Origin of the sequence: Brachybacterium kimchii (assembly GCF_023373525.1) — a bacterium.
Taxonomy (GTDB): domain Bacteria; phylum Actinomycetota; class Actinomycetes; order Actinomycetales; family Dermabacteraceae; genus Brachybacterium; species Brachybacterium kimchii.
Genome location: NZ_CP097218.1, coordinates 3,952,727 through 3,977,615, shown reverse-complemented (window position 1 = coordinate 3,977,615; position 24,889 = coordinate 3,952,727). Strand labels below are relative to the sequence as shown.

Here is a 24,889-nt window from a genome sequence, read left to right as displayed (position 1 = left end):
AAGGGCCCTCGCGGACCCGCGCGGACCGCCGGATTCCGGACATCTCGCCCCCGTCGGCTCCTCCGGCGCCACGGGCGCGCCGGTCGAGGAGTACAGTCCCGGCCGTGTCGAATTCACCGGAGAATGCAAGCGGCCCCGTCCCGGATCCCACAGGGCGCCCCGATCATGCCTCGACCCCCGACGGGGCGCCGCCCGGAGGCGGCGTGCTGGCCGCACTCGACGCGCGGGACGTCAAGGGCCTCTACCTGTACCTCGCGGTGCTCGCGACGATCGGCGGGTTCCTCTTCGGCTTCGACTCCTCGAACATCGGCTCCGCGCTCGTGTTCCTCCCCTTCGACCTGGGGTCCTGGGGCACGGGCATCACCGTCGCCGGCGCCTCCCTCGGTTCCTTCGTGGGCGCGCTGCTCGCGGGCCCGCTGACCGACCGCTTCGGCCGCAAGTCCCTGCTGCTCGTGGACTCCGCGCTGTTCGCGCTGGGCTCGATCATCTCGGCGCTGGCCCCGGAGGCGACCACCCTGATCATCGGCCGCATCATCATCGGGCTGGCGATCGGCGCGGACTCCGCGATCGCGACCGCCTACATCGCCGAGTTCGCCCCGAAGAAGCGCCGCGGCTCCCTCGCCGTCATCCAGCAGTGGATGATCACGATCGGCATCCTCGGCGCGTACGTCATCGCCGTGCTGCTGCTCAAGGCGTTCCCCGACTCCGCGGTCACCGTGGACTGGCGGATCATGCTGGGCGTCGGCTTCATCCCCGCGATCCTCTCGCTGCTGCTGCGCGCGCGGATGCCCGAGTCCCCGCGCTGGCTGCTCGAGCGCGGGCGTGAGTCCGACGTGCTGACGGCGATGCGCAAGCTCGACATCCAGACCACCGCCGAGCAGGTCCACGCGGAGGCGCTCGCCGTCCAGGAGCGCGTGCGCCGCCTGGCGAACACGACCCTGTGGACGCCCGCCGTGCGGCGCGCACTGGTCGTGGTCTGCGTCTTCTTCGTCTTCCAGCAGATCACCGGCATCAACGTCGCCTTCTACTACGGTCCCGAGCTGCTGGGCCCGTACTTCGGCACCGACGCCGGGAACCCCGTGGACGCCGAGATCGCCGGCGTGATGGCCGCGGGAGTGCTCGCGATCGTCAACGTGCTGGCGACCTACTTCGCGTTCCGCTGGATCGACAAGCTGGGCCGGCGCAAGCTCTCCATCGGCGGCTTCGGCTTCATGATCGTCTTCCTCGTGATCGGCGCGATCGGCAACGCGACCCTCACGGGCACCGCGCAGCTGGTGGTCCTCATGATCACCTTCGCGCTGTTCATCTCGAGCTTCGCGATCGGCGTGGGCGGCACCGGCTGGCTGCTGCAGGGCGAGATCTTCCCGACCGCCGTGCGCGGTCGCGCCGCCGCGATCGCGGCCGCCGTCAACTGGCTCGCGAACTTCGTGCTGGTCGTGGCGTTCCCGCCGCTGCGCGACGGCCTGGGCCTCAGCTGGGTGATGATCATCTTCGCGGTGCTGTGCCTGCTCGGCGTGCTGTTCGTGCACCGCTTCCTGCCGGAGACCAACGGCAAGGGGGCCGACGAGTCGATCCTCCTGTTCGAGGGCCCCGTGAACCGCGAGGATCCCTCGCAGCCGTCGACGGCCCCGGCCGCGCTGCGCTGAGGCGCGGCACGGCAGGCCCCGCGGGCCGGCCCCGCGAGCAGGCCTCCCCGCCAGCGGGCGCCGCCGGCAGCAGACGTCTCCGCCGGTGCGACGGCCCCGGCGGGATCAGCCCAGCAGACGCTCGAGCACGCGCACCACGCCGTGCTCGGCGTTGCTGGGCGCGGAGTACCTCGCGGCGGCGGTGATGCGCGGGTGGGCGTTGGCCATCGCGAACGACCACTCGGCGACGTCGTACATGGCGAGATCGTTGAGGTAGTCGCCGAACACGGCGGTCTGCGCGGCCGTGATCCCGAGCCCCGCCTGGAGCGCGAGGATCCCGCGGCCCTTGTCCGCCTCGGGGTTCATGACATCGATCCAGTGCGCGCCCGAGACGACCACCTGGTGGGTCTCGGCCAGGTCGGAGAACTCGGCGGAGGTGGCCTCGGCGTCGGCGAAGTCGTGGATCGCGAGCTTGAGGACCTCGCCCTGCACGTCGTCGAGGTCGGGGACGATCTCGAGCCGGTGGTAGTACTTCCGGGCCTCGGCGAGGAATGCCTCGTCGTCCCGCTCGACGTACGCGGTCTCGACCCCGCAGACCACGAGGCCGAGGTCCAGGCCGCCAGCGACGAGCTCCCGCACGCGGGCGATGACGCGCGCGGCCGTCGGCGCGTCGACGGTCGTGGTCGCGACGACCTCTCCGTCGTGGACGACGAGCGTCCCGTTCTCGGCGACGTAGGTCTCGATGCCCGGAGCGGTGCCGTTCTCGGCGCCGAAGGTGGCGCGCAGCGTCGCGAGCTGGCGTCCGCTCGCGGGCACGAACTCGATGCCCTGGGCGCGCATGCGCTCCTGCAGCGCCCAGAAGTCGCCGGGCACCTCGCCCTCGGGCGTCAGCAGCGTTCCATCCATGTCGGCGACGACGAGGCGGATGTCGTGCGGGCCGTCCTGGATCTCGGACCAGGGCTGGGCGGGCGAGGTGGCGGCAGTGGGAGTGCTAGGCACGGGATCGCTTTCTGCGGAGGCCGGAAGTGCATTCACGGAGTCGACCTCCGCTGTTCAGACCGTAGAGGACCCTCGCTGGGTGCCGCAGCAGTCTCCCGCCCACCTCACAGGGCGTTCGCCGGCTCGCGACCGCTCACGAGGTCGATGATCGCCTGGGCATTCGCCTTCGAGATCGCGCCGTAGGCCTCCCTCGACTCCGCGGCCATGTGGTTGGTCGCCAGCACGCGCGAGTGGCGCGTGAGCGGGTGTCCAGCGGGCAGCGGCTCCGTGGAGAAGACATCCAATGCGGCTCCGGCGAGCTCTCCGCTCTCGAGCGCGGTCAGCAGGGCGTCCTCGTTCACGAGGGCGCCCCGCGCCGTGTTGACCAGGACGGCGCCGTCCCGCAGGGAGTGCAGGAAGTCCGCATCGACTGTGCCCACGGTCTCCGGCAGGACAGGCAGGTGCAGGGAGAGGACCTCGCTGCGCGCCAGGAGCTCCTGGCGGGCCACGAGCTCGACCCCCAGTCGACGGGCGGACTCCTCATCCGGGAACGGATCGTGTGCGATCACTGTCCCGCCGAAGGCGACGAGCTTCTGCGCCACGAGTTGCGCGATCCTGCCGAAGCCCAGCAGACCGACGGTCAGCGCGGAGATCTCCCGGCCGGGGAATCGGCTCCAGTCCCCCTCGTTCGCGGCGCGCTGGCCCTGAGCAAGGTTCCGCAGCGCGGCGATCATCAGGCCCACCGTGAACTCGGAGACGGCGCCCGCGTTCCCGCCTGGGACGTTGGTCACGACTATGCCCCGCGCCCGCGCGGCCTCGAGATCGATGTTGTCGACCCCGACGCCCTGCTTGCACAGGATCCGCAGCGAGGGCAGGGCATCCATCAGCGTGTCAGTCCACTCCTCGAGTCCGACCACGGCGGCGACGGCCTCGGCACCCAGGGTGCGGACCTCGTGCTCCGTCAGCGGGCGGTCGTGGGGATTGAGGACGAGCCGGAACCCTGCGTCTGCGAGCGCGCGGGCACCCTCGGCGGAGACGTTCTCGTAATCGGAGGGGCAGGCCAGGACGATGGGGGCTGTGCTCATGGGGTGAAGGCTCCTTCGTAGACGGTGCGCCCTTGGACTGTCACCGCCCCGGGCCCCGGTCAGGAACCGTCGGAGTGTGCCCAGACCTGTTCGAGCGCAGTGATGATGCGTCGACGCGAGCCGTCGAGGTGCTTCTCGAGCACGTCGACGGCTCGGCGCTCATCTCCCGAGGCGATGACCTCTAGAAGAGTCGAATGATCCACGACGACGGGCTCGAGGTCGCCGTCGATGCTGTTGGTGATCGCGAGGATGCAGGCGAAGAGCGGCTCGATCTGCTCCCACAGCGCGAGCAGTCGCCGATTTCCCGAGGTCTCGTAGAGGGCGCGATGGAAGGCGAGGTCGCTCGTCGCGAAGGCGTCGACGTCGCCGGTGCTGCCCCGCATGGTCTCCACACTCCGATGCAGCGGGCCCAAGCCGCCCTCCGCTCGGGCGCGGCACACCTCGGTGACCGCGACGGTCTCCAGGCCGCGGCGGACGGCATAGAGGTCGCGAACCCCGTCGGGCCCCAGCCCGATGACCCGAAGACCTCTGCGTCCCACCGGTTCGATCAGCTGCTCGATCGAGAGGATGCGCAGTGCATCTCGCACGGGTCCGCGGCTGACGTCGAACTCCTCTGCGACTCGGTCCTCCACGAGGTGCGTCCCTGCAGGGATGCTCCCTCGCACGATCCGATCTCTCAACGTCTCGGCGAGCCGAACTCCGATGGGGACGCTGCGCAGCCGGTTCTGGTGCATGGGTGCCTCTCCGCTCGACGGTCCGGACTACCGTAGCCCGTCGCACGAAGGCATCATCACCGGCCCTGCCCTCTCGCCCAGGCCTCCGCGTCACGAGAGCCCCGAGAACGACCTGACGAGGTCGGCGAGCTCCGGCTCGGGTCGGTCCAGGGCCATACGGCTGGTCCCGGCTTCGACGCCGCGCGCCGCCAGCCCCGCCTTCATCCGCTCCGGGTCGCCCCGGATCAGTTCGACAGCACGGTCGACGCCGGACTGCAACGACTTCAGCTCGTCGTCAGCGGCGCCCGCGGAGAGCGCCTCCGCGACGGCCACGAACGGTTCGGGCAGCACCGAGGCGACGCCGGAGATCACACCGTCGATCCCACGCGAGGTCACGCGCGCGATCTCAGCGTCCGATCCGGTGAGCAGCTGGAAGTCCGCCGGAACGGACTTGCGCAGGGAGGCGACGTGCTCGAGCGTCTCTCCGCTGACCTTCGCACCGATGATCCCGGGAATCTGTGCGATCTGGGCGAGCTGATCACTTCCGACTGCGTTCCCCGTCCTCGCCGTGAAGAGGTAGGCGAAGACTTCGAGCCCCTCGGCGGCGGCCGCCGCCTCGCGGAAGAAGTCGACGACGGCCGTCGTGCTCGCGGGCAGATAGTAGGGAGTCAGGACCGCGACGGCGCGTGCACCGGCGCCACGGGCGTCATCGATCAATTCGCGGACCTGGTGGATGCTCGGTGCTCCCACGTGCACCACCACCCGGCGGTCCGCGAGCACCTCGAGGCTCAGTCCGGCGAGCGCTCGGCGCTCCTCGCGGGAGAGCGAAGGGAACTCGCCCGTCGTTCCCAGGACGAAGGAGCCGTCGACGCCGGAGTCCCGGATGAACTCCAAGATCCTGCGCGAGGCATCGAGGTCGACGGCACCGTCGGCGGTGAAGCCCACCGGGGCGGCCGTGAGGATGGTCGGTCGGGTCGTGGTCATGGAGTCTCCTCAGATGTGGACGTGGAGGGGTCGGTTCCGCGCTCGAGTGCCTCGAGCGCGCGGCGGGTCTCGCCGGGAAGCGTCACCGTGCCGTCGGCACGCCGCCGAGCTTTGCGCTCGACGTCGCCGGGAACGAGCGCACCGTCGGCACGGATCGCATCCGAGAGGCGCGTGGTGCGTTCGGCATACTCGTCGCCGCGATCGCTGAATGCGGCGACGTCGAGCGCGATGATCGTGACGCCCCCGGTGCGGCGCCCGCCCTCGTCCGCACCGCGGACCTGAGCGAGGCCGTTCAGCTGCGGTGCGGCGGCATCGGCGTGGGCGAGACCCCCGAGCAGCGCTGCGGACAGAGCGAGCCCGTATCCCTTGTGACCGGACCCGGGGCCCCCGAGCGGAGTCAGCGTGCCACCGTCGAGGAAGTCCTGCGGAGACATGGATGGCGCGCCGTGGCGGTCCAGGAGCGCGCCCTCCGGGACGTCCTCGCCGCGTGCGAGGGCTGCGTGGACTTTGCCCTCGGGAATCACGGACATCGCGGCATCGAAGATGATCGGCGCGTCCGCACCGGGGTAACCCATCGCCCACGGATTGGTGTTGAGGAAGGGAAGGCCGGTGGAGCTCCCGAAAGGAGCCATGGAGCCGATGCCGGGGCCAGCTGCCGCAGCGACGATGATCGAGACGAGTCCGAGGTCGGCGAGCCGCTCCGCGTACTCGCCGAGGCGGCCGATGTGGGTCGCATCCCGGATGGCGACGGTGGCGACTCCGTGCTCACGTGCGGACCGGGCGGCGACGTCGACGGCCGTGGCCGCCGAGAAGTGCCCGAAGCCATGGTGCGCATCGAGGACCGTTGCTGCTCCCGACCGGTTGACGACTGTGGGGCGACCCGCTGGATCGATGCTGCCCTCATCGATTTCCCTCGCGTACTGCGCCATGCGCAGGACGCCGTGGCTCGCGTGGCCGGACTGCTCCGCGCTCACCAGGTGGAGGGAGACCTCGGCGGCGACGTCTGCCGGGCTCCCGAGGTTCTCGAGTATTCGTCGCAAACGGTCCTGGAGCTCATCGACATCCAGTTCCACGGCCCGGCGGTCGTCGTCCGTCATGCGCCCACCGCCTGCGGCGAGGTCGAGCGCAGCGGCTCGATCTTCGGCATCACGAACGCATAGTTCGCGGCCCCGAGCAGGGCGACGACTCCTGCGATGACCAACGGGATCGCGAAGGACGACGTCACACCGGTGATCACACCGATCAGGATCGGCGAGACGATGCCCGCGCAGTTGCTCGCGGCGTTCTGGATTCCTCCCAGTGAACCCACATGAGCGTTGACCGGGGCGACGTCGGCGGGCAGACACCATACCGAGGCTGCCGCGAAGGTCGAGGAGAAGTAGGACAGCGAGAGCGCGAGCAGCGCGGTCGACACCGTCGGTGACAGCACCGCGAGCATGATCACCGAGGTGCCCAGCAGCCCACCGACGAGGCAGATCTTGCGAGCGCGGCTCACCGGCACCCCTCGTCGGACGAGTCGATCGGAGACCAGCCCGCCCGTCCATCCGCCGAGCATCGATGCGATCCCGGGGATCATTCCGATGAAACCGAACTTCAGCAGGCTGAGGTCGTAGGTGCGCACAAGATACGTGGGGAACCAGGTGATGAAGAAGTAGGCCACGAAGTTGATGCAGAAGAAGCCGATCATCATCGACCAGACCATCCGGTGGCGGAAAAGAGAGCGCCAGGGCACGGTCTGCTGGGAATCAGCATCTCTGTTGGCCTCCTCCTGATCGGCCTCGATGTACTCGAGCTCCTCGCGGCGCAGCCGGCGCGAGGCACGCGGATCGCGGTACAGGAACCACCAGGCGATCGCGTACATGATCGCGACCGCACCCGTCACGTAGAAGGCGCTGCGCCAACCCGCCCACGTGATCAGCAGGGCGACGAGCGGGATGCACAGCGTGGACCCGATCGGGTTGCCGTTGTTGAAGGTCGCGGAGGCAAAACTCCGCTCTGAGCGGGGGAACCACCGGGACACCACTTGGGCCGAGGCAGGGAATGCAGGGCTCTCGCCGATACCGAGCAGCAGGCGCAGCACGATCAGGGAGACGAGACCCCAGGCGAACCCCATCAGTACGGTCACGAGGCCGAAGCAGAGCGCGGACGCACCGATCATCACGCGGGGCCCGATGCGTCCGGCCAGATAGCCGCTGGGCAATTGGAATGTCGCGTAGGTCCAGAAGAACGCAGACAGCGCGACACCCGTTGCAGCCTCTGCCAACCCCAGGTCGTGCTGGATGTCCGGGAGGGCGACGCTGATCGTCGCTCGATCCAGGTAGTTCACCGAGACGCCGAGCGTCACGAGAGCGAGCACCGCATATCGGTATACGCCGACTTTCGGGCGCCCCGCTCGGCGCGCACCGCGCGCATCGTCTTCCGTGGCCACGGATGCCATACCGGTCACTCCCTTGTTCGTCGGTATCCCGTTCGTTAACGGTAAACGGTAGACGGTGAGTGTGCAAGAGGCACCGGACGCACCGCGGCCCCCGCACCGGTGGGTGCGGGGGCCGCGCTCGTGCACCGGGTCGGTGCGGAGGTCGCCGTGTGCTCAGAGCACCTTGGCCAGGAAGTCCTTGAGCCTCTCGCTCTGCGGATCGCCGAAGATCTCCTCGGGCGTCCCGGCCTCGACGATCACGCCGCCGTCCATGAAGATCGTGCGGTTGGAGACCTCGCGGGCGAAGCCCATCTCGTGGGTCACCAGGATCATGGTCATCCCGTTCTCGGCGAGGTCGCGGATCACCTGGAGCACCTCGCCCACCATCTCGGGGTCGAGCGCGCTCGTGGCCTCGTCGAAGAGCATCACCTCGGGCTCCATCGCGAGCGCACGCGCGATCGCGACGCGCTGCTTCTGCCCGCCGGAGAGCGAGGCCGGCTTGGCGTCGGCCTTCTCGGCGAGCCCCACCCGGTCCAGGAGGGTGCGGGCGCGCTGGTCGGCCTCCTTCGCGGAGCACTTGCCCAGCTGGATCGGCGCGAGCGTGATGTTCTCGAGCACGGTCATGTGCGGGAAGAGATTGAAGTGCTGGAAGACCATGCCGATCCTCTGGCGCACCTCGTCGATCTTCACCTTCCGCCCCGAGAGGTCGGCGCCGTCGATCACGATCGACCCGCCCGTGGGGTCCTCGAGACGGTTCAGGCAGCGAAGGAAGGTGGACTTGCCCGACCCCGAGGGGCCGATGATCGCGACCACCTCGCGCTCCTTTACCGTGAGGTCGATGCCGGTGAGCACCTCGTTGTCGCCGAAGCTCTTGCGCAGCCCCTCGACGACGATCTTCTCGGGACGCTCGCCCGCATCCTTCGTCGCGCCGGAGGCACCCGCGCCGTCGCGGGCGCCCGTCTGCCCGCTCGGACTCGTCTGCTCGCTCATACCGCGTACTTCCTCTCGAGTCGCTGCGACAGCAGGGTGAGCACCGTGATCACCGCGAAGTACAGGAACGCCACCACGACCAGCACCTGCGAGGACATGTAGGTCGTCGCGATGATCTGCCGGGACTGGTAGGTGAGCTCTGCGAGCCCGATGACGCTCAGCAGCGAGGTGTCCTTCAGCGTGATGATGCCCTGGTTCACGAAGGTCGGGATCATGATCCGGAAGGCCTGCGGGAGCACGACCTTCTGCATGGTCTTGCGGTGGCCCAGGCCCAGCGATCGGGCGGCCTCCGTCTGCCCGGAGTCGACGGCCTGGATGCCGCCGCGGATGATCTCGGTCATGTAGGCGCCGGTGTTCAGCGTCAGCGTGATCGCACCGGCGACGAACGGCCCCATCTTGAGCTCGGGGAACATCTGCGGGATCGCGAAGAAGATGAAGAACGCCTGCACCAGGATCGGTGTCCCGCGGAACACGTACACATACGCGGTCGCGACCCAGCGGAAGGGAGCGAAGCGCGCGAGGCGGGCGAAGCCGAAGATGATGCCGAGCACGAAGGCCAGCACGAGCGCGACCACCGTGGACAGGAATGTGAGCCACACGCCGTGCAGCAGCTGCGGCCAGTAGTCCGTGATCACCGTGAGCACGGAGCGGTCGGGCTTCTGCGCCTGCTCACCGCCGCCGTCGCTGCCCTGGGCACCGACGTACTTCTCGACGATCTTGTCGTACTCGCCGCTCTTCTTGAGGTTCTTCAGCCCCGCGTTGAACTTCTCGCGGAACTCCGCGTTCTTGCCCTTGTTCACGGCGGCGCCGAAGTCGCCGCCGCCCTGCGGGTCACCGACCTGCTTGAAGCCGGATCCCTGGGTGATGCCGTAGGCGATCACCGGGTAGTCGTCGAAGTAGCCGACCGCGTGCCCGGACTTCACCGCGTCGACCACGTCGGTGGTCTCCTGGTAGGTGTCGACCGTGTAGCCGTACTTGTCCTTGTTCTCCTCGGCGAAGTCCTTGCCGGTGGTGCCGTTCTTGACCGCGACCGTCTCGCCCTTCAGCTGGTCGAGGGAGGAGATGTCGCTGCTCTCGGGCACCGCGAACTGCACGCCGCCCACGAAGTAGGTGTCGGTGAAGTCGAAGGACTCCTTGCGCTCGTCCGTGATGGTCATGCCCGCCATCACGGCGTCGACCTGGTTCGAGGACAGCGCCTGGACCGCCGCGTCGAAGCCGAGCGGGCGGATCTCGACCTCGAAACCCTGGTCCTTCGCGATCGCGTGGAGCAGGTCGATGTCGATGCCCTCGAGGTCGCCGTCGGAGCCGGTGTACTCGAAGGGCGCGTACGTCGTGTCGGTGCCGACGACGTACTTCTCCTTCGGCTCCGCGTGGGCGGGCTGCGCGCTCACCGCGGCGGTGAGCGCGGCCATGAGCAGGACCGCGAGCAGTGCGATCCAGCGCAGCGCGGGGGGCCGGGCTCCGGCGGGCGGAGGCGCGAGGGCGGCCGATGCGGTGCGCGGCGGAGCCGCTTCGGGTGACGCAGGCGGGATGCCTGGGGCGGGCGGGGAAAGGGGCGACACCGGTTCCTCCTCGGACCTCGCGGCGCCGCCCGGGCATCGGTGCCCCGTGGGGGCCCGCACGGCTGCGAGCCCGACGAAGGCGGCACGTGCGATGTTGTCGTGACGTGTCGTACAGCACGTGCACCATAGCAAGGCGTGCGCAGGGGCCCTTTCGCAGGATCCCGCGCAGGGATCAGGACTCCCAGCGCACCTCGTCGGCGTCCTTGTCGGGACGCCACCCCCTCCACACGGGCTGGCGCAGCCTGTCGTCGGGGGTGCGCTCGGCATGGCGCACCTCGCCCACGAGGTCGGCGCGCACCCAGTGGGCATCGCGGGCGTCGGCGCTCGGGACGCCGCTCACCGGCGGCGTCTTCCGCGCGCGCGAGCGGAGGCGCTCTCGCGCGTGCTCGAGGTCGTCCTCGCTGAACCCGGTGCCCACGCGGCCGACGTAGTGCAGATTCCCGTCCTCGTCCGGGACGGCCAGCAGCAGGGAGCCGATCCCGCCTGCGCGTGCGCCCCGGCCTTCGCGCCAGCCCACGACGACGACCTCCTGGTGGTGGGCGTTCTTGATCTTGATCCAGGTGCGGGCACGGCGCCCGGGCTGGTAGACGCTCGATTCCTTCTTCGCCATCACGCCCTCGAGCTGGAGCTCCTGGGAGACGGCGATCGCGTGGTCGACGTCCCCATGGTCCGCGTGCGGGAGCTTCACGTGCTCGGTGGGGTCGACGGCCGCGAAGAGGGCCTCGCGCCGTTCCCTGTACGGCGTGCGCAGCAGCGACCTGCCGTCGGCCTCGAGCAGGTCGAAGACCATCAGGTGGACCTCCGTCTCCTTCTGCGCCCGCTCCACGTCGCGCCGGGACGTCAGTCCCAGACGTCGCTGGAGGCGCGAGAACGAGGGCCGGTCGTGGGAGTCCAGGGCGACGATCTCACCGTCCAGGACGATGCGTCCCGTCCCGGAGCCGGCGCCGCCCACCGCGTCGGCGAGCTCTCCGAGCTCGGGGAAGGCGGCGGTGACGTCCTTGCCGCCGCGGCTGGTCAGGCGCACACCGGCCGGGGTGATCGTGGCGATCGCGCGCACACCGTCCCATTTCATCTCGAAGGCCCAGTCGTCCTCGTCGATGTCCTCGCGCGCGCCGAGCGTCGCGAGCATCGGGCTGATCCGGTCGTCGGCGTCGGTCTCCTCGTGGGCACCTGCCGATCCCTCCTCGGGCTGGTCCTTCATGAGGTGCAGGAGCCAGTCGGCCTTCGCCTTCTCCTTCGCGGCCGCGCTCCTGGCACCGCGGCCCATGCCTCCCGTGTGGATGAACGCGAAGCGGCGCGGCACGCCTCCGAGCCCTCCGTCCTCGCGTCCGCGGCAGACGGCGATGACCTCGCGCCCCTCGCGCCACTTCTCGATCTCGACGAGGCCGCTGTCCCAGATGGTCACCTCTCCCCCGCCGTACTCGTCCTCCGGGATGCTCCCCTCGAAGGTGCCGTACTCGAGCGGATGGTCCTCCGTCTGCACCGCCAGCCGGTTCACGTCCGTCTCGAGCGGCGGTCCCTTGGGGACGGCCCAGGAGACGAGCACCCCGTCGTGCTGGAGCCGGAAGTCCCAGTGCAGGCTCGAGGCGTGGTGCTCCTGGATCACGAACATCGGGTCCTCCGCCTCGAGCGCGCGCCGCACGGCATCGGCCCGCCCCTGCGGCCCTTCCCCTGCCGCATCGGGGACGGGCTCCGGAGTGCGGCGCGCGTCGCGCTTGGAGCGGTATGTGCGCAGTCGATCGTCCGCGGCCCCGGCCGACGCCTCGTCGTCGGCCGGCGCCTCTCCCCCGGCCGACGAGTCGTGCTGCTCGAGGCCGAGCGCCGCGAGGGGATCGGTGCCGTCCTCGATGCGCGCGAGGACCTCCTCGAACCCGAGCTGGGCGAGCGAGGAGCCCTCGATCTCGTCCCAGGTGCGGGGCGCGGCGACCGTGGGACGCTCCCTGCCGCGCAGGGAGTACGGGCACACCGTGGTCTTGTGCCCGTTGTTCTGCGACCAGTCGACCAGGACCTTCCCTCGGCGCAGGGACCTTTTCATGTCGCTGACCACTTGGTCGGGGTGCTCGTCCTCGAGGGCTCGCGCGAGACGGTGCGCGACCTCGGCGACCTCGTCGGCGGCGGAGGTCCCGTCCAGCGGGGCGTAGAGGTGGATCCCCTTCGAGCCGGACGTCACGGGATAGGAGTCGAGTCCCATCTCGTCCAGGAGCTCGCGGCACCACAGCGCCACCTGGGCGCAGTCGCCGAGACCGGCGCCCTCTCCCGGATCGAGATCGAGCACGAGCCGGTCGGGGCGGGCCGGCTCGCCCTCGGCGTCGAACCGCCACTGGGGGGTGTGGATCTCGAGGGCCGCGAGCTGGGCGAGCCACACCAGCACGGCCGCCTCGTCCACCAGGGGGTAGGTGGAGATGCCGTCGTGGTGCTCGAGGTCCGCTCGCGGCACCCAGTCGGGCGCGGAGTCCTCGAGGTCCTTGCGGAAGAAGACCTTGCCCGGATGCTCAGCGGTGCCGACCCCGTCGACCCATCGCTTCCGCGTCGCCGGTCGGCGGGCGGCCTGCGGCACCATCACCCCGGCGGCACGCCGGTAGTAGTCGATGACCTCGCCCTTGGTGGTCCCGGTCGAGGGATACATGACCTTGTCGAGGTGCGTGAGCCGCAGCGTGCGGCCGTCGACCTCCACCTTCTGCTCCCGTGCGGACTTCTGCTCCCGTGCCGACATGGCTCCACTGTTGCGCGGATCACCCGCCCTGTCACGGGCGAGCCCGGCCGCCGCTGCGCGAAGGGCCTCTGGCCGTGGGCGCCCGGGAGTGCTGTGATGGTGCGATGCGCGCGATATGGAGCGGTGAGATCACGTTCGGGCTCGTGAACGTGCCGGTGAAGCTGTACAGCGCCACCCGGTCGCACGACGTCTCCTTCCATCAGGTGCACGACGAGGACGACGGGCGCATCAGGTACGAGCGGCGCTGCGAGGTCTGCGGCCGCGTGATCGACTACGACCACATCGAGAAGGCCTATGCGGAGGGCGACAAGACCGTCGTCCTCACCGACGAGGAGCTCGATGCCCTCCCGGCGGAGGAGGACGACGAGATCGACGTCGTGCAGTTCATCCCGCGGGAACAGGTCGATCCGCTCCTGCTGGGCACGGCCTACGTGCTCGAGCCGGTCGGCAGATCGCCGAAGTCGTACGTGCTGCTGCGCCGGACGCTCGAGCACAGCGAGCGCACCGCGATCGTCACCTTCACGCTGCGTACGAAGACGCGCCTGGGGGTGCTGCGCTCCCGCGGGCGCCTGCTGACGCTCCAGACCATGCGCTGGCCCGAGGACGTGCAGGACGTGGACTTCCCCGCCGCCCGCAAACGGCCGAAGATCACCGAGAAGGAGCTGGACATGGCCGGTGCTCTCGTCGACCGGTTCAGCGGCGACTTCGAGCCCGAGAAGTACTCCGACGAGTACCAGGAGCAGCTGCACGAGCTCATCGAGGACAAGCTCGAGCAGGGGGAGTCCGTGGACACCGACGAGACCTTCGGCCGCGAGCGGGAGGAGCACGCCGAGAAGGAGCAGGGCGGCAAGGTCATCAGCCTGATGGACGCGCTCGAGCGCAGCCTCCAGAAGCGCGGGTCCACGGGATCGGAGGGCTCGTCGTCGGGAGCGAAGAAGTCCACTGGCGGTTCGAAGAAGCCCGCCGGGGCCTCGAAGAAGTCCGCCGCAGGGTCGAAGAAGCCCGCAGGAGGATCGAAGAGATCGGCGGGGACGTCGAAGACGTCCTCCTCGAAGAGCGCATCGGCCTCCGGGAAGAAGCGGAAGTCCTCGTGATCGGTGGCGCGGTGCGCCGCGCGAGGAACCCCACATTCTTCAACCCCTGCGCTCTGCTTATGGCACCCATAAGCTAAGTTCGGAGAACACGATCACTGCCGCCCCGGCACGTCCGGGCGCGGGCAGGCGCATCCACGCACCGATCGTGTGCGCGTGGACCGGGGCGTCCGCAGATGACGCGGGATGTCCGTGATCCACCGCGCGACCCGAGGGAGGGCTAGCGTCGGCCCACCCGTTGCTCCGGCAGGTCCAGAGCTCGACGTCCAGGAGGCCCGATGTCCGACCCCGCATTCCCGACCGCATCCGCGGCCCCGTCCCTGCCCGTGGTGCCGGCCGCTCCGGCGGTCCACGTGCTGCACGACAACCCGGAGTGGATCGCCCCGTTCACCGCGGCCTTCGAGGCCGTCGGCGTGCCGCTGATCGAGTGGCCGCTCGACGGCGGGGTGCTCGATCTCGACGCCGAACCTCCCCAGGGCGTGTTCTGGTCCCGTCTGAGCGCCTCGTCCCACACCCGCGGCGCGCCGCACGCGAAGGACGTCGCGCGCGGCGCCCTCACCTGGCTCGAGTCCTGGGGGCGACGGGTGGTGGGAGGCTCCCGCGTCGCCGACCTCGAGGTCTCGAAGATCCAGCAGCACGCGGCGCTGCGCCACGCGGGCTTCGACGTGCCGCGCACGATCGCCGTGCACGACCGCGACTCGCTCGCCGATGCCGCACGCACCCTTCCCGCACCCTTCATCACCAAGCACGACCAGGGCGGCAAGGGCCTGGGGGTGCGCCGCTTCGAGGACCACGAGTCCTTCGAGGACTACGTGCGGGGCGCGGACTTCGAGGAGAGCGCCGACGGCATCACCCTGCTGCAGGAGCTGCTGGTGGCCCCCGAGCCCGTGATCACGCGCGCGGAGTTCGTGGGCGGCCGCTTCGTGTACGCGGTGCGCGTGGACACCTCCGGCGGATTCGAGCTCTGCCCGTCCGACGCCTGCGCCCTGCCCGGGACCCCGACGCCCCCGAGCTTCCGGCTCGATCGGTCGATCGCCGCGAGCACGCCCCTGATCCGGCGCTACGAGGAGCTGCTGGCGGACCTCGGGATCGAGATCGCGGGCATCGAGTTCCTCACCACGACCGATGGCCGCACCGTCACCTACGACCTCAACACGAACTCCAACTACAACGCGGAGGTCGAGCGCGAAGCGCCGACGCCCGCCGTGCGGCAGGTCGCGCGCTGGTTCGGGGAGCTCCTGGACGCCGAGCGCGGCACGGTGCCGCTGGACGTCGTGCGGGGCGCCGCATGAGCGCCGCACCCAGGACCGCCGCCCGGACCGCATCCGGGCCCGCCGCCACCGCGGCCTTCACGCAGGAGTGGACCGCCTGGCACGAGGCGCACGAGAGCTCGCGCACGGAGCCGCTCGGGATCCTCGCCGCCACCGGACTGCACTGGCTTGGCCGCACGCGACTGCGCGCGCCCGGCGTCCCGGGCGCCTGGTCCGTCGGCCCCCAGGGCCCGCTGGTCGAGCTCGCCGAGGGCGAGGTCCTCACGGCAGGGGACGAGGAGCTGCGCGGCACCCGGCAGCTCGCACCGCTCATGCACGACGGCACCGTCCTGCTGCGCTTCGTCGATCGGTCGGGCGGCGCGGGCGACAGCGGCACGAGTGGCGGTGGGGCGAATGACGGCGGCGTCGACGGACTCGCGGAGGTCTCCCGGCGCGGCAGCGGCGTCATGCTGCGACCCCGTCGCGCGGACAGCCCCTACCTCGCCTCCTTCACCGGGACGAAGGCCTATCCCGCCGACCCGCAGTGGGCGATCGACGCTCGCTTCGTCGCCGATCCTGCGCCCGCCGCACGCCGGGTCGAGGCCGTGCTGCCGGGCATCCAGCACACCTTCTCGAGCCCGGGCCGTCTCGAGTTCGAGCGCGACGGGCGCACCCACCACCTCACGGCATTCGCGGGCGCGGACGGCGCGCTGACGGTCCTGTTCCGGGACGCGACCAGCGGGATCACGACCTATGCGGCGAGCAGATCCCTCACCGTCCCCGCCCCGTCGGCCGACGGCTCCGCGGTGCTCGACTTCAATCGCGCGGTGAACCTCCCGTGCGCCTACACCGATTTCTCGACCTGCCCGGTGCCGCCGCGGGAGAACACGCTCCCCTTCTGCGTGGACGCCGGGGAGAAGGTGCCCGCCGCCCGCGCGAGCGCGGCGTGAGCGAGCCGTCGGCCCGGCGGCGGCCCGGGGTGTGACCCCTGCCGCCGCCGGGTGACGCTCCCCTCATATCGTGATCTAGTAGACCCTGCACGCCTACTTAGGCGTACCTGAGTATCCGCCTAGTTCACCCGAAGGACCGTTCTGTGACCTCGTCGCGCCCGCTCCCCCGCACCTCCTCCCCCGAGACCTCCGTCCGTCGTCCGCTCGCACGGCGCTCCCTGCTCGGGATCGCCCCGTCGGCCGCGGTCCTCGCCGCGCTCACCGCATGCGGTGCGGGCAGCCAGTCCGCCGAGGACGCGGCCTCGGACGGCGGCTCCTCCGACGGCGGCTCCGGCTCCGCGGCCGGCGGCGCGCAGGGCGCTCCGTCGGACCTGCCCGAGGGCTGGACCTGGGTGGAGGGCACGGATCTGCCCTCGGCGTCGGCGACCCCGGAGCTGCCGGTGACGGTCACCGACGGCACGGGCGAGAAGGTCGAGGTCAAGGACATCTCGAAGATCATCGTCGGCGGCGAGGACGTCGCCGACATCCTCGCGGCGCTGGGCCTGCAGAAGAACATCTATGCGGCCCCCACGAACTCTGTCGCCCAGGCCGCCCTCGATGCGCCCGAGCACTACGAGTTCAGCCAGAAGACCGGCGTCGAGGGCCTGCTCAGCGTCAAGGGGACACTCTTCATCGGCAACAACGTCAAGCGCCACGGCAAGCCCGCGGCCCAGTTCCGGGAAGCCGGCGTGGACGCCGTCGTGGTCGACGACCAGCAGCCCATCGCCGACAAGATCCGCGCCGTCGCCGAGTACGTGGGGGCGAAGGACGCGGGCGAGGAGCTCGCGAGCACCGTCGAGGACCAGCTCGACCAGGCCGCGTCCGACGCGAAGGGCACCGGCATCGACGGCCTGCGCATCCTCGCGGTGACCTCGAGCGGCGCGGGCGGCGCGAACGCCGTGGTCGGCACCGGCACGGCCGCCGCAGACATCATCGAGGCCGCGGGCGCGACGAGCGTCGGCGTCGAGGAGGGCCTGCGCGGCTACTCCGTGAAGTACAGCGACGAGGGCCTGCTGGACACGAAGCCCGACGTCATCCTCACGGGCGACGGCGATCTCGAGGAGTGGGGCGGGCTCGAGGGCTTCCTCTCCGCCTTCCCCACCCTCGCGCAGACCCCCGCGGGCACCTCGAACACGTTCTTCCTCATGCCCAGCGAGCAGATCAAGGTCAGCGGCGTGGGCGTCGGCGCCGGTGCGATCGCGCTGGTGAAGGCCCTCGCCGCCGTCGCGAAGTGACCGCCGCCGAGGACACCGCCGGGTCCGCCCCGCGCCGCGCGGCGCGCGAGCGGACCCGGCGCCTGCCGCTCGCGATCGGCCTCCCGATCGGCGGCGCGGTGCTGCTGGTCGCGATCGTCGTCTCGATCGGGACGGGCCCCATCCAGCTCAGTCCGAGCACGGTCCTCGGCGTCGTCTGGCACGAGATCCTCGGGCAGGGCGCCGCGCGCCCGCCGCTCGAGACCACCGTGGTGATGGACCTGCGGATGCCGCGCGTGCTGTTCGGGGCGCTCTCCGGGGCGGCGCTCGCGGTCTCGGGTGCGGCGCTGCAGAGCCTGTTCCGCAACCCGCTGGCCGATCCCGGCATCATCGGCGTCAGCGGCGGCGCCTCCACGGGCGCGGTCGCCGCGATCGTGCTGCTGCCTCCGCTGACCGGTGCGGCGGTCGCCTGGGTGGTGCCCGCTGCGGCCTTCGCGGGCGACATCCTCGCCACGACCCTCATCTACGCGCTCGCCCGCCCGGGCATGGACTCGGGCACCGCGCGGCTGCTCCTCGTGGGCATCGCGATCGGCTCCGCCTTCGCGGCCGTCACCGGGTTCCTCACCTTCGCGGCCGACGACGACGATCTGCAGACCGTGGTGTTCTGGCAGATGGGCTCGCTGGGCGATCTGGACTGGATGAAGCTCGCGATCGGCACGCCCGTGATCCTCGTCGGCGTGGTGGTGATGATCCTGCTCTCGCGACGCCTGGACCTGCTCACGCTCGGCGACCGTCAGGCCCACCATCTGGGTCTGGACGTGTCCACGACCCGGAAGATCGTCATCGGCACGACGGCCCTGCTGACCGGCACGAGCGTCGCCTTCGCGGGCACGATCGGCTTCATCGGCCTCGTCGTCCCGCACATCGTGCGCCTCATCTGCGGCCCCGCGCACCGCGGGGTGCTGCCGATGTCGGCCGTGATCGGCGCGCTGCTGATCGTCGTCGCGGACACGCTCTCGCGCACCGTCGCTCCTCCCGCCGAGGTGCCGATCGGCCTGTTCACGGCGATCATGGGCGCCCCGTTCTTCCTCATGCTCGTGCTGCGCTCGCGGACGGTGCGGCTGTGAGCGCGCAGACGGGGACGCACGCCGGTGCCTCGACGGCCGGTGCTCCCGCGACCGAGCCGTGGATCCGCGTCGAGCAGGCCGGCTTCGCCATCGGGGGCGCGGTGCTGCTGCGGGACGTCGAGTTCTCGGCGAGCGGAGGCGAGCTCGTGGCGCTCGTCGGCCCCAACGGCGCCGGGAAGTCGACGCTCCTCTCCCTGCTCTCGGGCGATCAGCGGCCGACGAGCGGCCAGGTGCTCCTGGACGGCACGCCGACGGCGGACTGGCCGGCCAAGGCCCTGGCCCGGCGCCGTTCGGTGATGACACAGCACCACAGCCAGGCCTTCTCCTTCACCGTGCGCGAGGCCGCGGCGATGGGCCGCGCCCCGCATCCCATCGGCCCGGATGACGACGCCCTCATCGAGCGCTGCCTGCGCGAGGCGGACGTCGACGCCCTCGCCGGGCGGGACGTCACGACGCTCTCGGGCGGCGAGCTCGCGCGGACCGTGTTCGCCCGCGTCCTCGCCCAGGACGCCCAGGTGGTGCTGCTCGACGAGCCGACGGCCGCTCTGGACCTCCATCACCAGGAGGTGCTCATGGCCCGGGCGCGCGAGCTCGCGCAGGAGGGCCGCTGCGTGCTCGTGGTCCTCCACGACCTCACCCTCGCCGCGCGCTGCAGCGACCGCATCGCCATGTTCGACGGCGGGCGCCTGGTCGCGCTCGGACCGCCCGAGGACGTGCTCACCCCCGACCGGATCCGCGAGGTCTACCGCCACGAGGTCGCTGTGCTCGAGCATCCGACCTCCGGCCGGCCCCTGGTGGTGCCGCTGTGAACGCGCAGGAGCCGGCGCTCCGTCCCGCCGGCGACGCCCAGCGCTCCGAACTCGCGGCCCTGCTGTCCGGGCCCGAGTGGGAGCCGCTCCCCCGGCCGACGGACGCCCCCGTCCAGCGCGTGCGCGTCGTGCGGGCCGAGCAGCATCCCGCGGCGTCCGCGCCCGGCGGCGCGGCCGTCGAGGTCCTCGCACGCGAGGACGATCGCGCGATCGTCCGCCTGCAGCACCGAGCGCCCGGCGCACGGGCGGTGGCCGCGCAGATCAACGGCTGGTGGCACCCCGATCCCCCCGACGGCCTCGACCTCATTTCCCAGGGGGACGGATGGTTCACGGGCGTGCTCTCCGTCCCCGGGGACCTCTGCGCCACGATCTCCTTCCTCGAGCACCAGGGGGACGACGGAGCATCGGCCGAGCCGCCGTGGTGGAGCGACGGCCTCAAGGGGAAGCGGACCGGGGCGCCGTCGCGACCACAGGCGCGGCCTTCCGGCTCCCTGGTCCTGGACCTGGTCCGCGACCGGGTCGGCGACTCGCACGCTCCCTCCAGCCTCCCCGTGCACGAGCTGGCGACGGCCGCGGGCGAGCCGCGCACGCGCTGGTGCACGATCGGCGTCGACAGAGGGAACGGCGAGGAGGGCGAGGACGGCGAGGAGGGCGCGGACGGCGCGCTCCCGCCGTCGGTCCTGCCCCTGCTCGTCGTCACCGACGGGGAGGCGCATCTCGATCGCCTGGACACCCCGGGCGTGCTCGCCGAGGCCGTCCGGGCCGGCGAGCTGCCGCCGCTGCGCGCCGTGTTCATCGACGCGTGGCCCGAGCGCGCCCGGGACCTGGGCGTGCCCGGCGGACAGGCCGCATGGATCGCGGACACCCTGGTGCCGCGCCTGCGCCCCACGCCCGATCCGCGGCGCACCGTGGTCACAGGATCGAGCTTCGGGGGTCTGACCTCGCTCTTCGCCCTCGCTCGGGCACCGCACAGGATCGGCGCCGCCATCGCGCAGTCGGTCTCGCTCTGGCGCTATCCCCACCTGGCACTCGCAGCTCCCCTGCGCGCAGCACTCCGCAGCACGGCCCCCGGGAGCGTGCGCATCCGCCTCCACGCCGGACACTTCGAGGGGACGATGGGCGAGGCGGCGCGCGAGCTCGCGGACGCCGTGTCCGACGGGACCGGCGCCACGATCCCCGTGCGCATGCATCGCGGAGGCCACGACTGGGCCTGGTGGCAGCCCGCGATGGTCGAGGAGCTCGCCGCCCTGCTCACGCCCGCCCGCCCCTGACCACGCCTGATCGCGACTGATCGCGACTGACCGCACCCGCGGCCCCACGTGAACGCGCGGCCCGCGCGAGGGGCCGGTCGCACTACCATGGCCGCTCGTCCGTTTCCCGGAAGAAGGAGTCCCGTGACCGCCGCAGCCCTCTCCCCCCGGCACCCCGTCCTCGCCGATGCTCTGAACCGACATCGCTCGCTGGGGGTCGATGCCGCACTGGTCATCGCCGGAGCCGCGATCGTCGCGCTGCTGGCCCAGGTCGAGATCCCGCTGCCCGTCGTCCCGATCACGGGCCAGACCCTGGGCGTGCTCCTCGTGGGCGCGGCACTCGGCGCGCGCCGCGGAGCCGCAGCGCTGACCGCGTACATGGTCGCCGGCCTCGCCGGAGCCCCGGTGTTCGCGGGCTTCAGCGGCTCCCTCGCCGCCGTGATGACCCCGAGCTTCGGGTTCATCCTGGGCTTCATCCCCGCCGCGTACCTCGCGGGCTGGTTCGCCGAGCGCTCGTGGGACCGCCGCTCCTGGAAGGCCTTCGCCGGCTTCGCCGCCGCGAGCGTCGTGCCCTTCCTCGTGGGCGTGCCCTACATGGCCTGGATCCTGAACGCCGTGATGGGCGCGAGCACCGACCTCGGCCAGATCCTGGCCCTGGGCGTCACGCCCTTCATCGCGGGCGGCGTCGTGAAGGCCGCGATCGCCGCGGTCGCGATCCCGCTCGCCTGGCGCGGCGTGCGCGCGATCGATCGTTCGCAGCGCGACTGATCATCTCCGCGCCGCGGCCCTGCGCCGCGCCGGATTCCGAGGCCCCGCGGGTTCGCCCGCGGGGCCTCGTGCGTCTCAGGGCCACCCATCTTGTTGATAATGTTTCTCATCAAAGAGCGGTCGCGCCGGTCCGTACGCACCCGCACCTGCGGACGCGGCCCCGTCCCGGCCCGCATCGCACCCGCACCACACCACCCGTTCCACTCCGCCCACCCCGCACCAGGAGGACGCCCGTGCCCGTCGGCCCGTCGGCCCCGCAGCCCGTTCCCGTGATCGCCCTGACCGGGCACCTCGGAGCGGGGAAGACGACGGTGCTCAACGCTCTGCTGGCGGCGCCGGGCGCGCGCCTCGGCGTGATCGTCAACGACCTCGGCGAGATCAACGTGGACGCGGCGATGGTCACCGGCCAGGTCGACGACGCCGCCTCGATCGCCGGCGGCTGCCTGTGCTGCCTGCCGGACTCGACGCCGCTGGACGATGCCCTGGAGAGCCTGTCCCGACCCCGACTGGCCCTCGACGCCATCGTCATCGAGGCGAGCGGAGCCGCCGAGCCGCTCGCGCTGGGGCGCATGATCCGCTTCTCCTCCGCCGAGCGCACGCGACTGGCGGGCGTGGTCGAGGTGGTCGACGCCGAGACGTGCTTGGAGACCATCGACCCCGGTGGGGACGGACCGCACCCGCGCCCCGCGCCCGCCCGGTACGCCGCCCCCTCGCTCGTGCTCCTCACCAAGACCGACCTGCTGCCCGCGCAGCTCGCCGCACGGCGGATCGAGGCGATCACGGCCCGCGTCCGCGAACGGAGCGAGGACGCGCACGTCCTGGCCGTCCCCCACGGAGGGCTCGACCCGGCGCTGCTCCTGGACGTCGCCCGGTCGGAGGACCCTCCGGACCAGCTTCCGCTCGCAGCACTCGCGCGGGAGGAGCGCGCCCGGCACGTCCACGAGCACACGGATGCCGTCACGGTGCATGCCCAGGGCCCGGTGGACCCGTCGGCCCTGGCCGATCTGCTCGAGGACCCGCCCGAGGGGGTCTTCCGCCTCAAGGGCATCATCGCCGTCGCCGGGCCGCGCGAACCGCGGCGCTTCGCACTGAACCTCGTGGGCCGACGGATGCATGTGGCGACGGCGCCGCCGGAGGGCGAGCATCCCGAGGGGCTGGTCGCGATCGGCATGCACCTCGACGAGGTCGCGGTCCGCGCCCGGCTCGCCGCCGCGCTCGCCCCGTGCGCGCATCCCAGCGCCGCGGGCATGCGCCGCCTCCTGCGGCTCAAGCGGCTCAGCGCCTGAGCGGCGCCGACGACGGGAGCCGGGGAGGGACGCGGGCCGAGGCCCCGGGGAATTCTCGCCGCCTCCCCCTCGTTCGTCATGCCATGGACGTGTCCGATGGTTCGACGGCGGAAGCCTGGGTCCTCGCCGCCTCGCGCACGGTGCGGCTCGCCCCGAGCGAGGTCCTGCCTCCTCACCGCACCTCCCTGTGGCTGCTCGTGCGCGAGGGCGCAGTCGAGGTCGCCGGACGCACGGGGCCCCAGCGCCTGGAGCGCGGGGACGCCGCCTACCTCCACCATGCCCGCCTCCACCCCGTCCGCGCCCTCTCCGCCACCTCCCTCGCCGTCGCCGACCTCCGCCGCCTCGGGAGGAACCCACCGGCCGCCCCGCTGATCGCACGCGACTTCGCCGCCCGTCAGAACGGCGCCGTCGCCCTCCTGGACCTGTGCCCGATGCGACCGGAGACGGCCGCCGTCCGACCTCGGATGACCACCGCATACGGCGAGATCCTCGGTTCGGCGATGCTCACCGAGGCCGGCGGCGCCGTGCCGTCGACCGCGGCGGACCCGATCGTCCACCGCGCGGCGGGAGCGATGGACAGCGACCCGCTCCACGGCTGGACGCTCGCCGAGATCGCCGCCCTCGCGCACGTGGGCACGACCGTCCTCGTGGAGCGCTTCCGGCGCGCCACGGGACTCAGCCCGATGCAGTACCTGCGTCGACTGCGCCTCGAGCAGGCCATGGACGAGCTGGGCCGGACCGACGCCCCGCTCGCACGCGTCGCGAGCACGGCGGGATACGGGTCCGTCGAGGCCTTCGTGCGGGCCTTCCGCGCGCACACGGGCTGCACGCCGGGCCGCTGGCGTCAGTCAATCCGGGGCCGCACCGGGAGCACGGTGAACACGAGCGCGGCGAGCACGGCCGCAACCGCGCCGAGCCGCAGCGCCGCCGGATAGCCCGCGCCGTCGACGAGGGCGCCACCGAGCACCGCACCCACCGTGATGGCCGTCTGGAAGGCCGTGACCTGCAGCGAGACCGCGGCCTCCGCACTGTGCGGCTCGACCGCCGTCACCCACAGCTGGGTGGTCACGGGGATCATGTTGAAACCGACGCCCCAGGCGACCGCCCCGAGGACGAGCAGCGGCGCATGGTCGGCGGAGGCCACCGTGAACAGGGACACCGCGAGGATCGCCGGGGCCGCCGCCGTGGCCCAGCGCAGCCAGCGCGAGAGGTATCCGCCGACGAGGTTCCCGACCAGTCCGCCGATGCCCCAGGCGAGCAGGATCATCGCGACGGACGCGGGCGCGACCTCGGCGATCGCGAGACGGATGTAGGGGTAGGCCGTGAAGTTCGCGAGCGCCGCGAGGCCCACGCCCACGATCCCGGCCATCAGGAGCCTGCTGCGCAGCACCTGTTTCATCATCGCGATCCCCGCTCCGGGCAGCGCCGGCACCGGTGGCAGCACGGCACGCAGCACGAGCGCGGAGAGCACGCTGACGGCGGCGATGATCGCGAACACGGCGCGCCACCCCACCAGGTCGCCGAGCACCGAGGCCAGCGGCACGCCCACGATGGTCGCCGCGCTCGTGCCGAGGGCGAGGGCGGTCGAGATCAGGGCGGGCCGCCCCGTCACCCGCACGCCGATGGAGAAGGTGAAGGACCAGTACCCCGCGATCGCGACCCCGAGCAGCACCCGGGCCAGCAGCACGAGAGGGAGCCCCGGTGCGACGACCACCACGAGGTTCGAGACCGTCGCGAGGGCGAGCAGGGCGAGCAGCACGGCGCGGCGCTCGGCGCGGGGAAGGATCGCGGCGATCGTCGGGGCGGTGAACGCGCCCGCGAGGGCCGTCGCGGCCACGGCCAGTCCCGCGCGCCCCTCGGTGACGCGGAGGTCCGACGCCATCTGCGGGAGCACCCCGGCGGGCACGAACTCCGAGCCGACGAGCGCGGCGGTGCCCGTCGAGAGCGCGAGCGCCGTGATCAGGGCGCGCCGCCGCGCGACCCGGGGCTCGGCATCGGCTCGGGGTTCGAGGGGCTCGGTGACGTCACGGCGGTCATGGGTCGAACAGGTCATGTCCCGA

At 71.6% G+C, this 24,889-nt stretch carries 21 protein-coding genes; 11 read left to right on the top strand and 10 right to left on the bottom strand.

The genetic code is table 11. The features are described 5' to 3' along the window. Positions 1–104 precede the first annotated feature (104 nt). The gene (locus M4486_RS18095; RefSeq protein ID WP_193636145.1) at positions 105–1,646 is read left to right on the top strand and encodes a sugar porter family MFS transporter; all 1,542 of its coding nucleotides are present in this window, start codon (positions 105–107) and stop codon (positions 1,644–1,646) included. A gap of 105 nt (positions 1,647–1,751) precedes the next feature. On the opposite strand, the gene M4486_RS18090 is transcribed toward M4486_RS18095, so the two are convergent. From M4486_RS18090 to M4486_RS18050, 9 genes are all read right to left on the bottom strand, one after another. Further along, the gene (locus M4486_RS18090; protein ID WP_249478719.1) at positions 1,752–2,624 is read right to left on the bottom strand and encodes a Cof-type HAD-IIB family hydrolase; all 873 of its coding nucleotides are present in this window, start codon (positions 2,622–2,624) and stop codon (positions 1,752–1,754) included. A 104-nt stretch (positions 2,625–2,728) separates the two neighbouring features. Then, positions 2,729–3,688: a phosphoglycerate dehydrogenase gene (locus M4486_RS18085; protein ID WP_249478718.1), complete on the bottom strand. Its 960-nt coding sequence runs from the start codon at positions 3,686–3,688 to the stop codon at positions 2,729–2,731. Between the two features lie 59 nt (positions 3,689–3,747). Beyond that, on the bottom strand, positions 3,748–4,422 hold the full coding sequence (locus M4486_RS18080) for a GntR family transcriptional regulator (protein ID WP_249478717.1): 675 nt from the start codon (positions 4,420–4,422) through the stop codon (positions 3,748–3,750). A 90-nt stretch (positions 4,423–4,512) separates the two neighbouring features. Continuing rightward, entirely contained in the window at positions 4,513–5,385 is an 873-nt protein-coding gene (locus M4486_RS18075; RefSeq protein ID WP_249478716.1) for a dihydrodipicolinate synthase family protein, read from the bottom strand. Then, positions 5,382–6,482, bottom strand: a complete 1,101-nt coding sequence (locus tag M4486_RS18070) for an Ldh family oxidoreductase (protein WP_249478715.1) — start codon at positions 6,480–6,482, stop codon at positions 5,382–5,384. The genes M4486_RS18075 and M4486_RS18070 overlap by 4 nt, the downstream gene beginning before the upstream one ends. Beyond that, positions 6,479–7,822: an MFS transporter gene (locus M4486_RS18065; RefSeq protein WP_249478714.1), complete on the bottom strand. Its 1,344-nt coding sequence runs from the start codon at positions 7,820–7,822 to the stop codon at positions 6,479–6,481. Before M4486_RS18065 ends, M4486_RS18070 begins: the two co-directional genes overlap by 4 nt. A 153-nt stretch (positions 7,823–7,975) precedes the next feature. Further along, on the bottom strand, positions 7,976–8,791 hold the full coding sequence (locus M4486_RS18060; RefSeq protein ID WP_249478713.1) for an amino acid ABC transporter ATP-binding protein: 816 nt from the start codon (positions 8,789–8,791) through the stop codon (positions 7,976–7,978). Further along, positions 8,788–10,353, bottom strand: coding sequence for an amino acid ABC transporter substrate-binding protein/permease (locus tag M4486_RS18055; protein ID WP_249478712.1), 1,566 nt, complete (start codon positions 10,351–10,353; stop codon positions 8,788–8,790). The genes M4486_RS18060 and M4486_RS18055 overlap by 4 nt, the downstream gene beginning before the upstream one ends. A 172-nt stretch (positions 10,354–10,525) precedes the next feature. After that, positions 10,526–13,066 (bottom strand): ATP-dependent DNA ligase, encoded by a 2,541-nt coding sequence (locus M4486_RS18050; RefSeq protein WP_249478711.1) that lies wholly within the window; start codon positions 13,064–13,066, stop codon positions 10,526–10,528. 104 nt (positions 13,067–13,170) lie between these two features. Between M4486_RS18050 and ku the strand changes: the two genes are divergently transcribed. From ku to M4486_RS18000, 10 genes are all read left to right on the top strand, one after another. Next, positions 13,171–14,160 carry a non-homologous end joining protein Ku gene (ku, locus tag M4486_RS18045; RefSeq protein ID WP_249478710.1) on the top strand — a complete coding sequence of 330 codons (990 nt, stop codon included), beginning with the start codon at positions 13,171–13,173 and terminating at the stop codon, positions 14,158–14,160. 275 nt (positions 14,161–14,435) lie between these two features. Beyond that, the gene (locus M4486_RS18040; protein WP_249478709.1) at positions 14,436–15,449 is read left to right on the top strand and encodes an ATP-grasp domain-containing protein; all 1,014 of its coding nucleotides are present in this window, start codon (positions 14,436–14,438) and stop codon (positions 15,447–15,449) included. After that, entirely contained in the window at positions 15,446–16,357 is a 912-nt protein-coding gene (locus M4486_RS18035; RefSeq protein WP_249478708.1) for a DUF1684 domain-containing protein, read from the top strand. Before M4486_RS18040 ends, M4486_RS18035 begins: the two co-directional genes overlap by 4 nt. A gap of 143 nt (positions 16,358–16,500) precedes the next feature. Beyond that, entirely contained in the window at positions 16,501–17,631 is a 1,131-nt protein-coding gene (locus tag M4486_RS18030) for an ABC transporter substrate-binding protein (RefSeq protein ID WP_249478707.1), read from the top strand. Next, entirely contained in the window at positions 17,628–18,716 is a 1,089-nt protein-coding gene (locus tag M4486_RS18025) for a FecCD family ABC transporter permease (RefSeq protein WP_249478706.1), read from the top strand. The genes M4486_RS18030 and M4486_RS18025 overlap by 4 nt, the downstream gene beginning before the upstream one ends. Continuing rightward, entirely contained in the window at positions 18,713–19,525 is an 813-nt protein-coding gene (locus tag M4486_RS18020) for a heme ABC transporter ATP-binding protein (RefSeq protein ID WP_249478705.1), read from the top strand. Before M4486_RS18025 ends, M4486_RS18020 begins: the two co-directional genes overlap by 4 nt. Then, entirely contained in the window at positions 19,522–20,796 is a 1,275-nt protein-coding gene (locus M4486_RS18015) for an alpha/beta hydrolase (RefSeq protein ID WP_249478704.1), read from the top strand. Before M4486_RS18020 ends, M4486_RS18015 begins: the two co-directional genes overlap by 4 nt. A gap of 123 nt (positions 20,797–20,919) precedes the next feature. After that, positions 20,920–21,543 carry a biotin transporter BioY gene (locus M4486_RS18010; protein ID WP_249478703.1) on the top strand — a complete coding sequence of 208 codons (624 nt, stop codon included), beginning with the start codon at positions 20,920–20,922 and terminating at the stop codon, positions 21,541–21,543. Positions 21,544–21,776: 233 nt separating this feature from the next. Beyond that, positions 21,777–22,829 carry a CobW family GTP-binding protein gene (locus tag M4486_RS18005; protein WP_249478702.1) on the top strand — a complete coding sequence of 351 codons (1,053 nt, stop codon included), beginning with the start codon at positions 21,777–21,779 and terminating at the stop codon, positions 22,827–22,829. 83 nt (positions 22,830–22,912) lie between these two features. After that, entirely contained in the window at positions 22,913–23,764 is an 852-nt protein-coding gene (locus tag M4486_RS18000; protein ID WP_249478701.1) for a helix-turn-helix domain-containing protein, read from the top strand. On the opposite strand, the gene M4486_RS17995 is transcribed toward M4486_RS18000, so the two are convergent. Continuing rightward, positions 23,674–24,882, bottom strand: coding sequence for an MFS transporter (locus tag M4486_RS17995; RefSeq protein ID WP_249478700.1), 1,209 nt, complete (start codon positions 24,880–24,882; stop codon positions 23,674–23,676). The two genes, M4486_RS18000 and M4486_RS17995, sit on opposite strands and share 91 nt — an antisense overlap. Between the last annotated feature and the right edge of the window lie 7 nt (positions 24,883–24,889).

Coding starts and splice junctions, on each gene's coding strand:
- M4486_RS18085 (WP_249478718.1), bottom strand. CDS start 3,688: ATGAGCACAGCCCCCATCGTCCTGGCCTGCCCCTCCGATTACGAGAAC.
- M4486_RS18080 (WP_249478717.1), bottom strand. CDS start 4,422: ATGCACCAGAACCGGCTGCGCAGCGTCCCCATCGGAGTTCGGCTCGCC.
- M4486_RS18075 (WP_249478716.1), bottom strand. CDS start 5,385: ATGACCACGACCCGACCGACCATCCTCACGGCCGCCCCGGTGGGCTTC.
- M4486_RS18070 (WP_249478715.1), bottom strand. CDS start 6,482: ATGACGGACGACGACCGCCGGGCCGTGGAACTGGATGTCGATGAGCTC.
- M4486_RS18065 (WP_249478714.1), bottom strand. CDS start 7,822: ATGGCATCCGTGGCCACGGAAGACGATGCGCGCGGTGCGCGCCGAGCG.
- M4486_RS18060 (WP_249478713.1), bottom strand. CDS start 8,791: ATGAGCGAGCAGACGAGTCCGAGCGGGCAGACGGGCGCCCGCGACGGC.
- M4486_RS18050 (WP_249478711.1), bottom strand. CDS start 13,066: ATGTCGGCACGGGAGCAGAAGTCCGCACGGGAGCAGAAGGTGGAGGTC.
- ku (WP_249478710.1), top strand. CDS start 13,171: ATGCGCGCGATATGGAGCGGTGAGATCACGTTCGGGCTCGTGAACGTG.
- M4486_RS18040 (WP_249478709.1), top strand. CDS start 14,436: ATGTCCGACCCCGCATTCCCGACCGCATCCGCGGCCCCGTCCCTGCCC.
- M4486_RS18035 (WP_249478708.1), top strand. CDS start 15,446: ATGAGCGCCGCACCCAGGACCGCCGCCCGGACCGCATCCGGGCCCGCC.
- M4486_RS18000 (WP_249478701.1), top strand. CDS start 22,913: ATGGACGTGTCCGATGGTTCGACGGCGGAAGCCTGGGTCCTCGCCGCC.
- M4486_RS17995 (WP_249478700.1), bottom strand. CDS start 24,882: ATGACCTGTTCGACCCATGACCGCCGTGACGTCACCGAGCCCCTCGAA.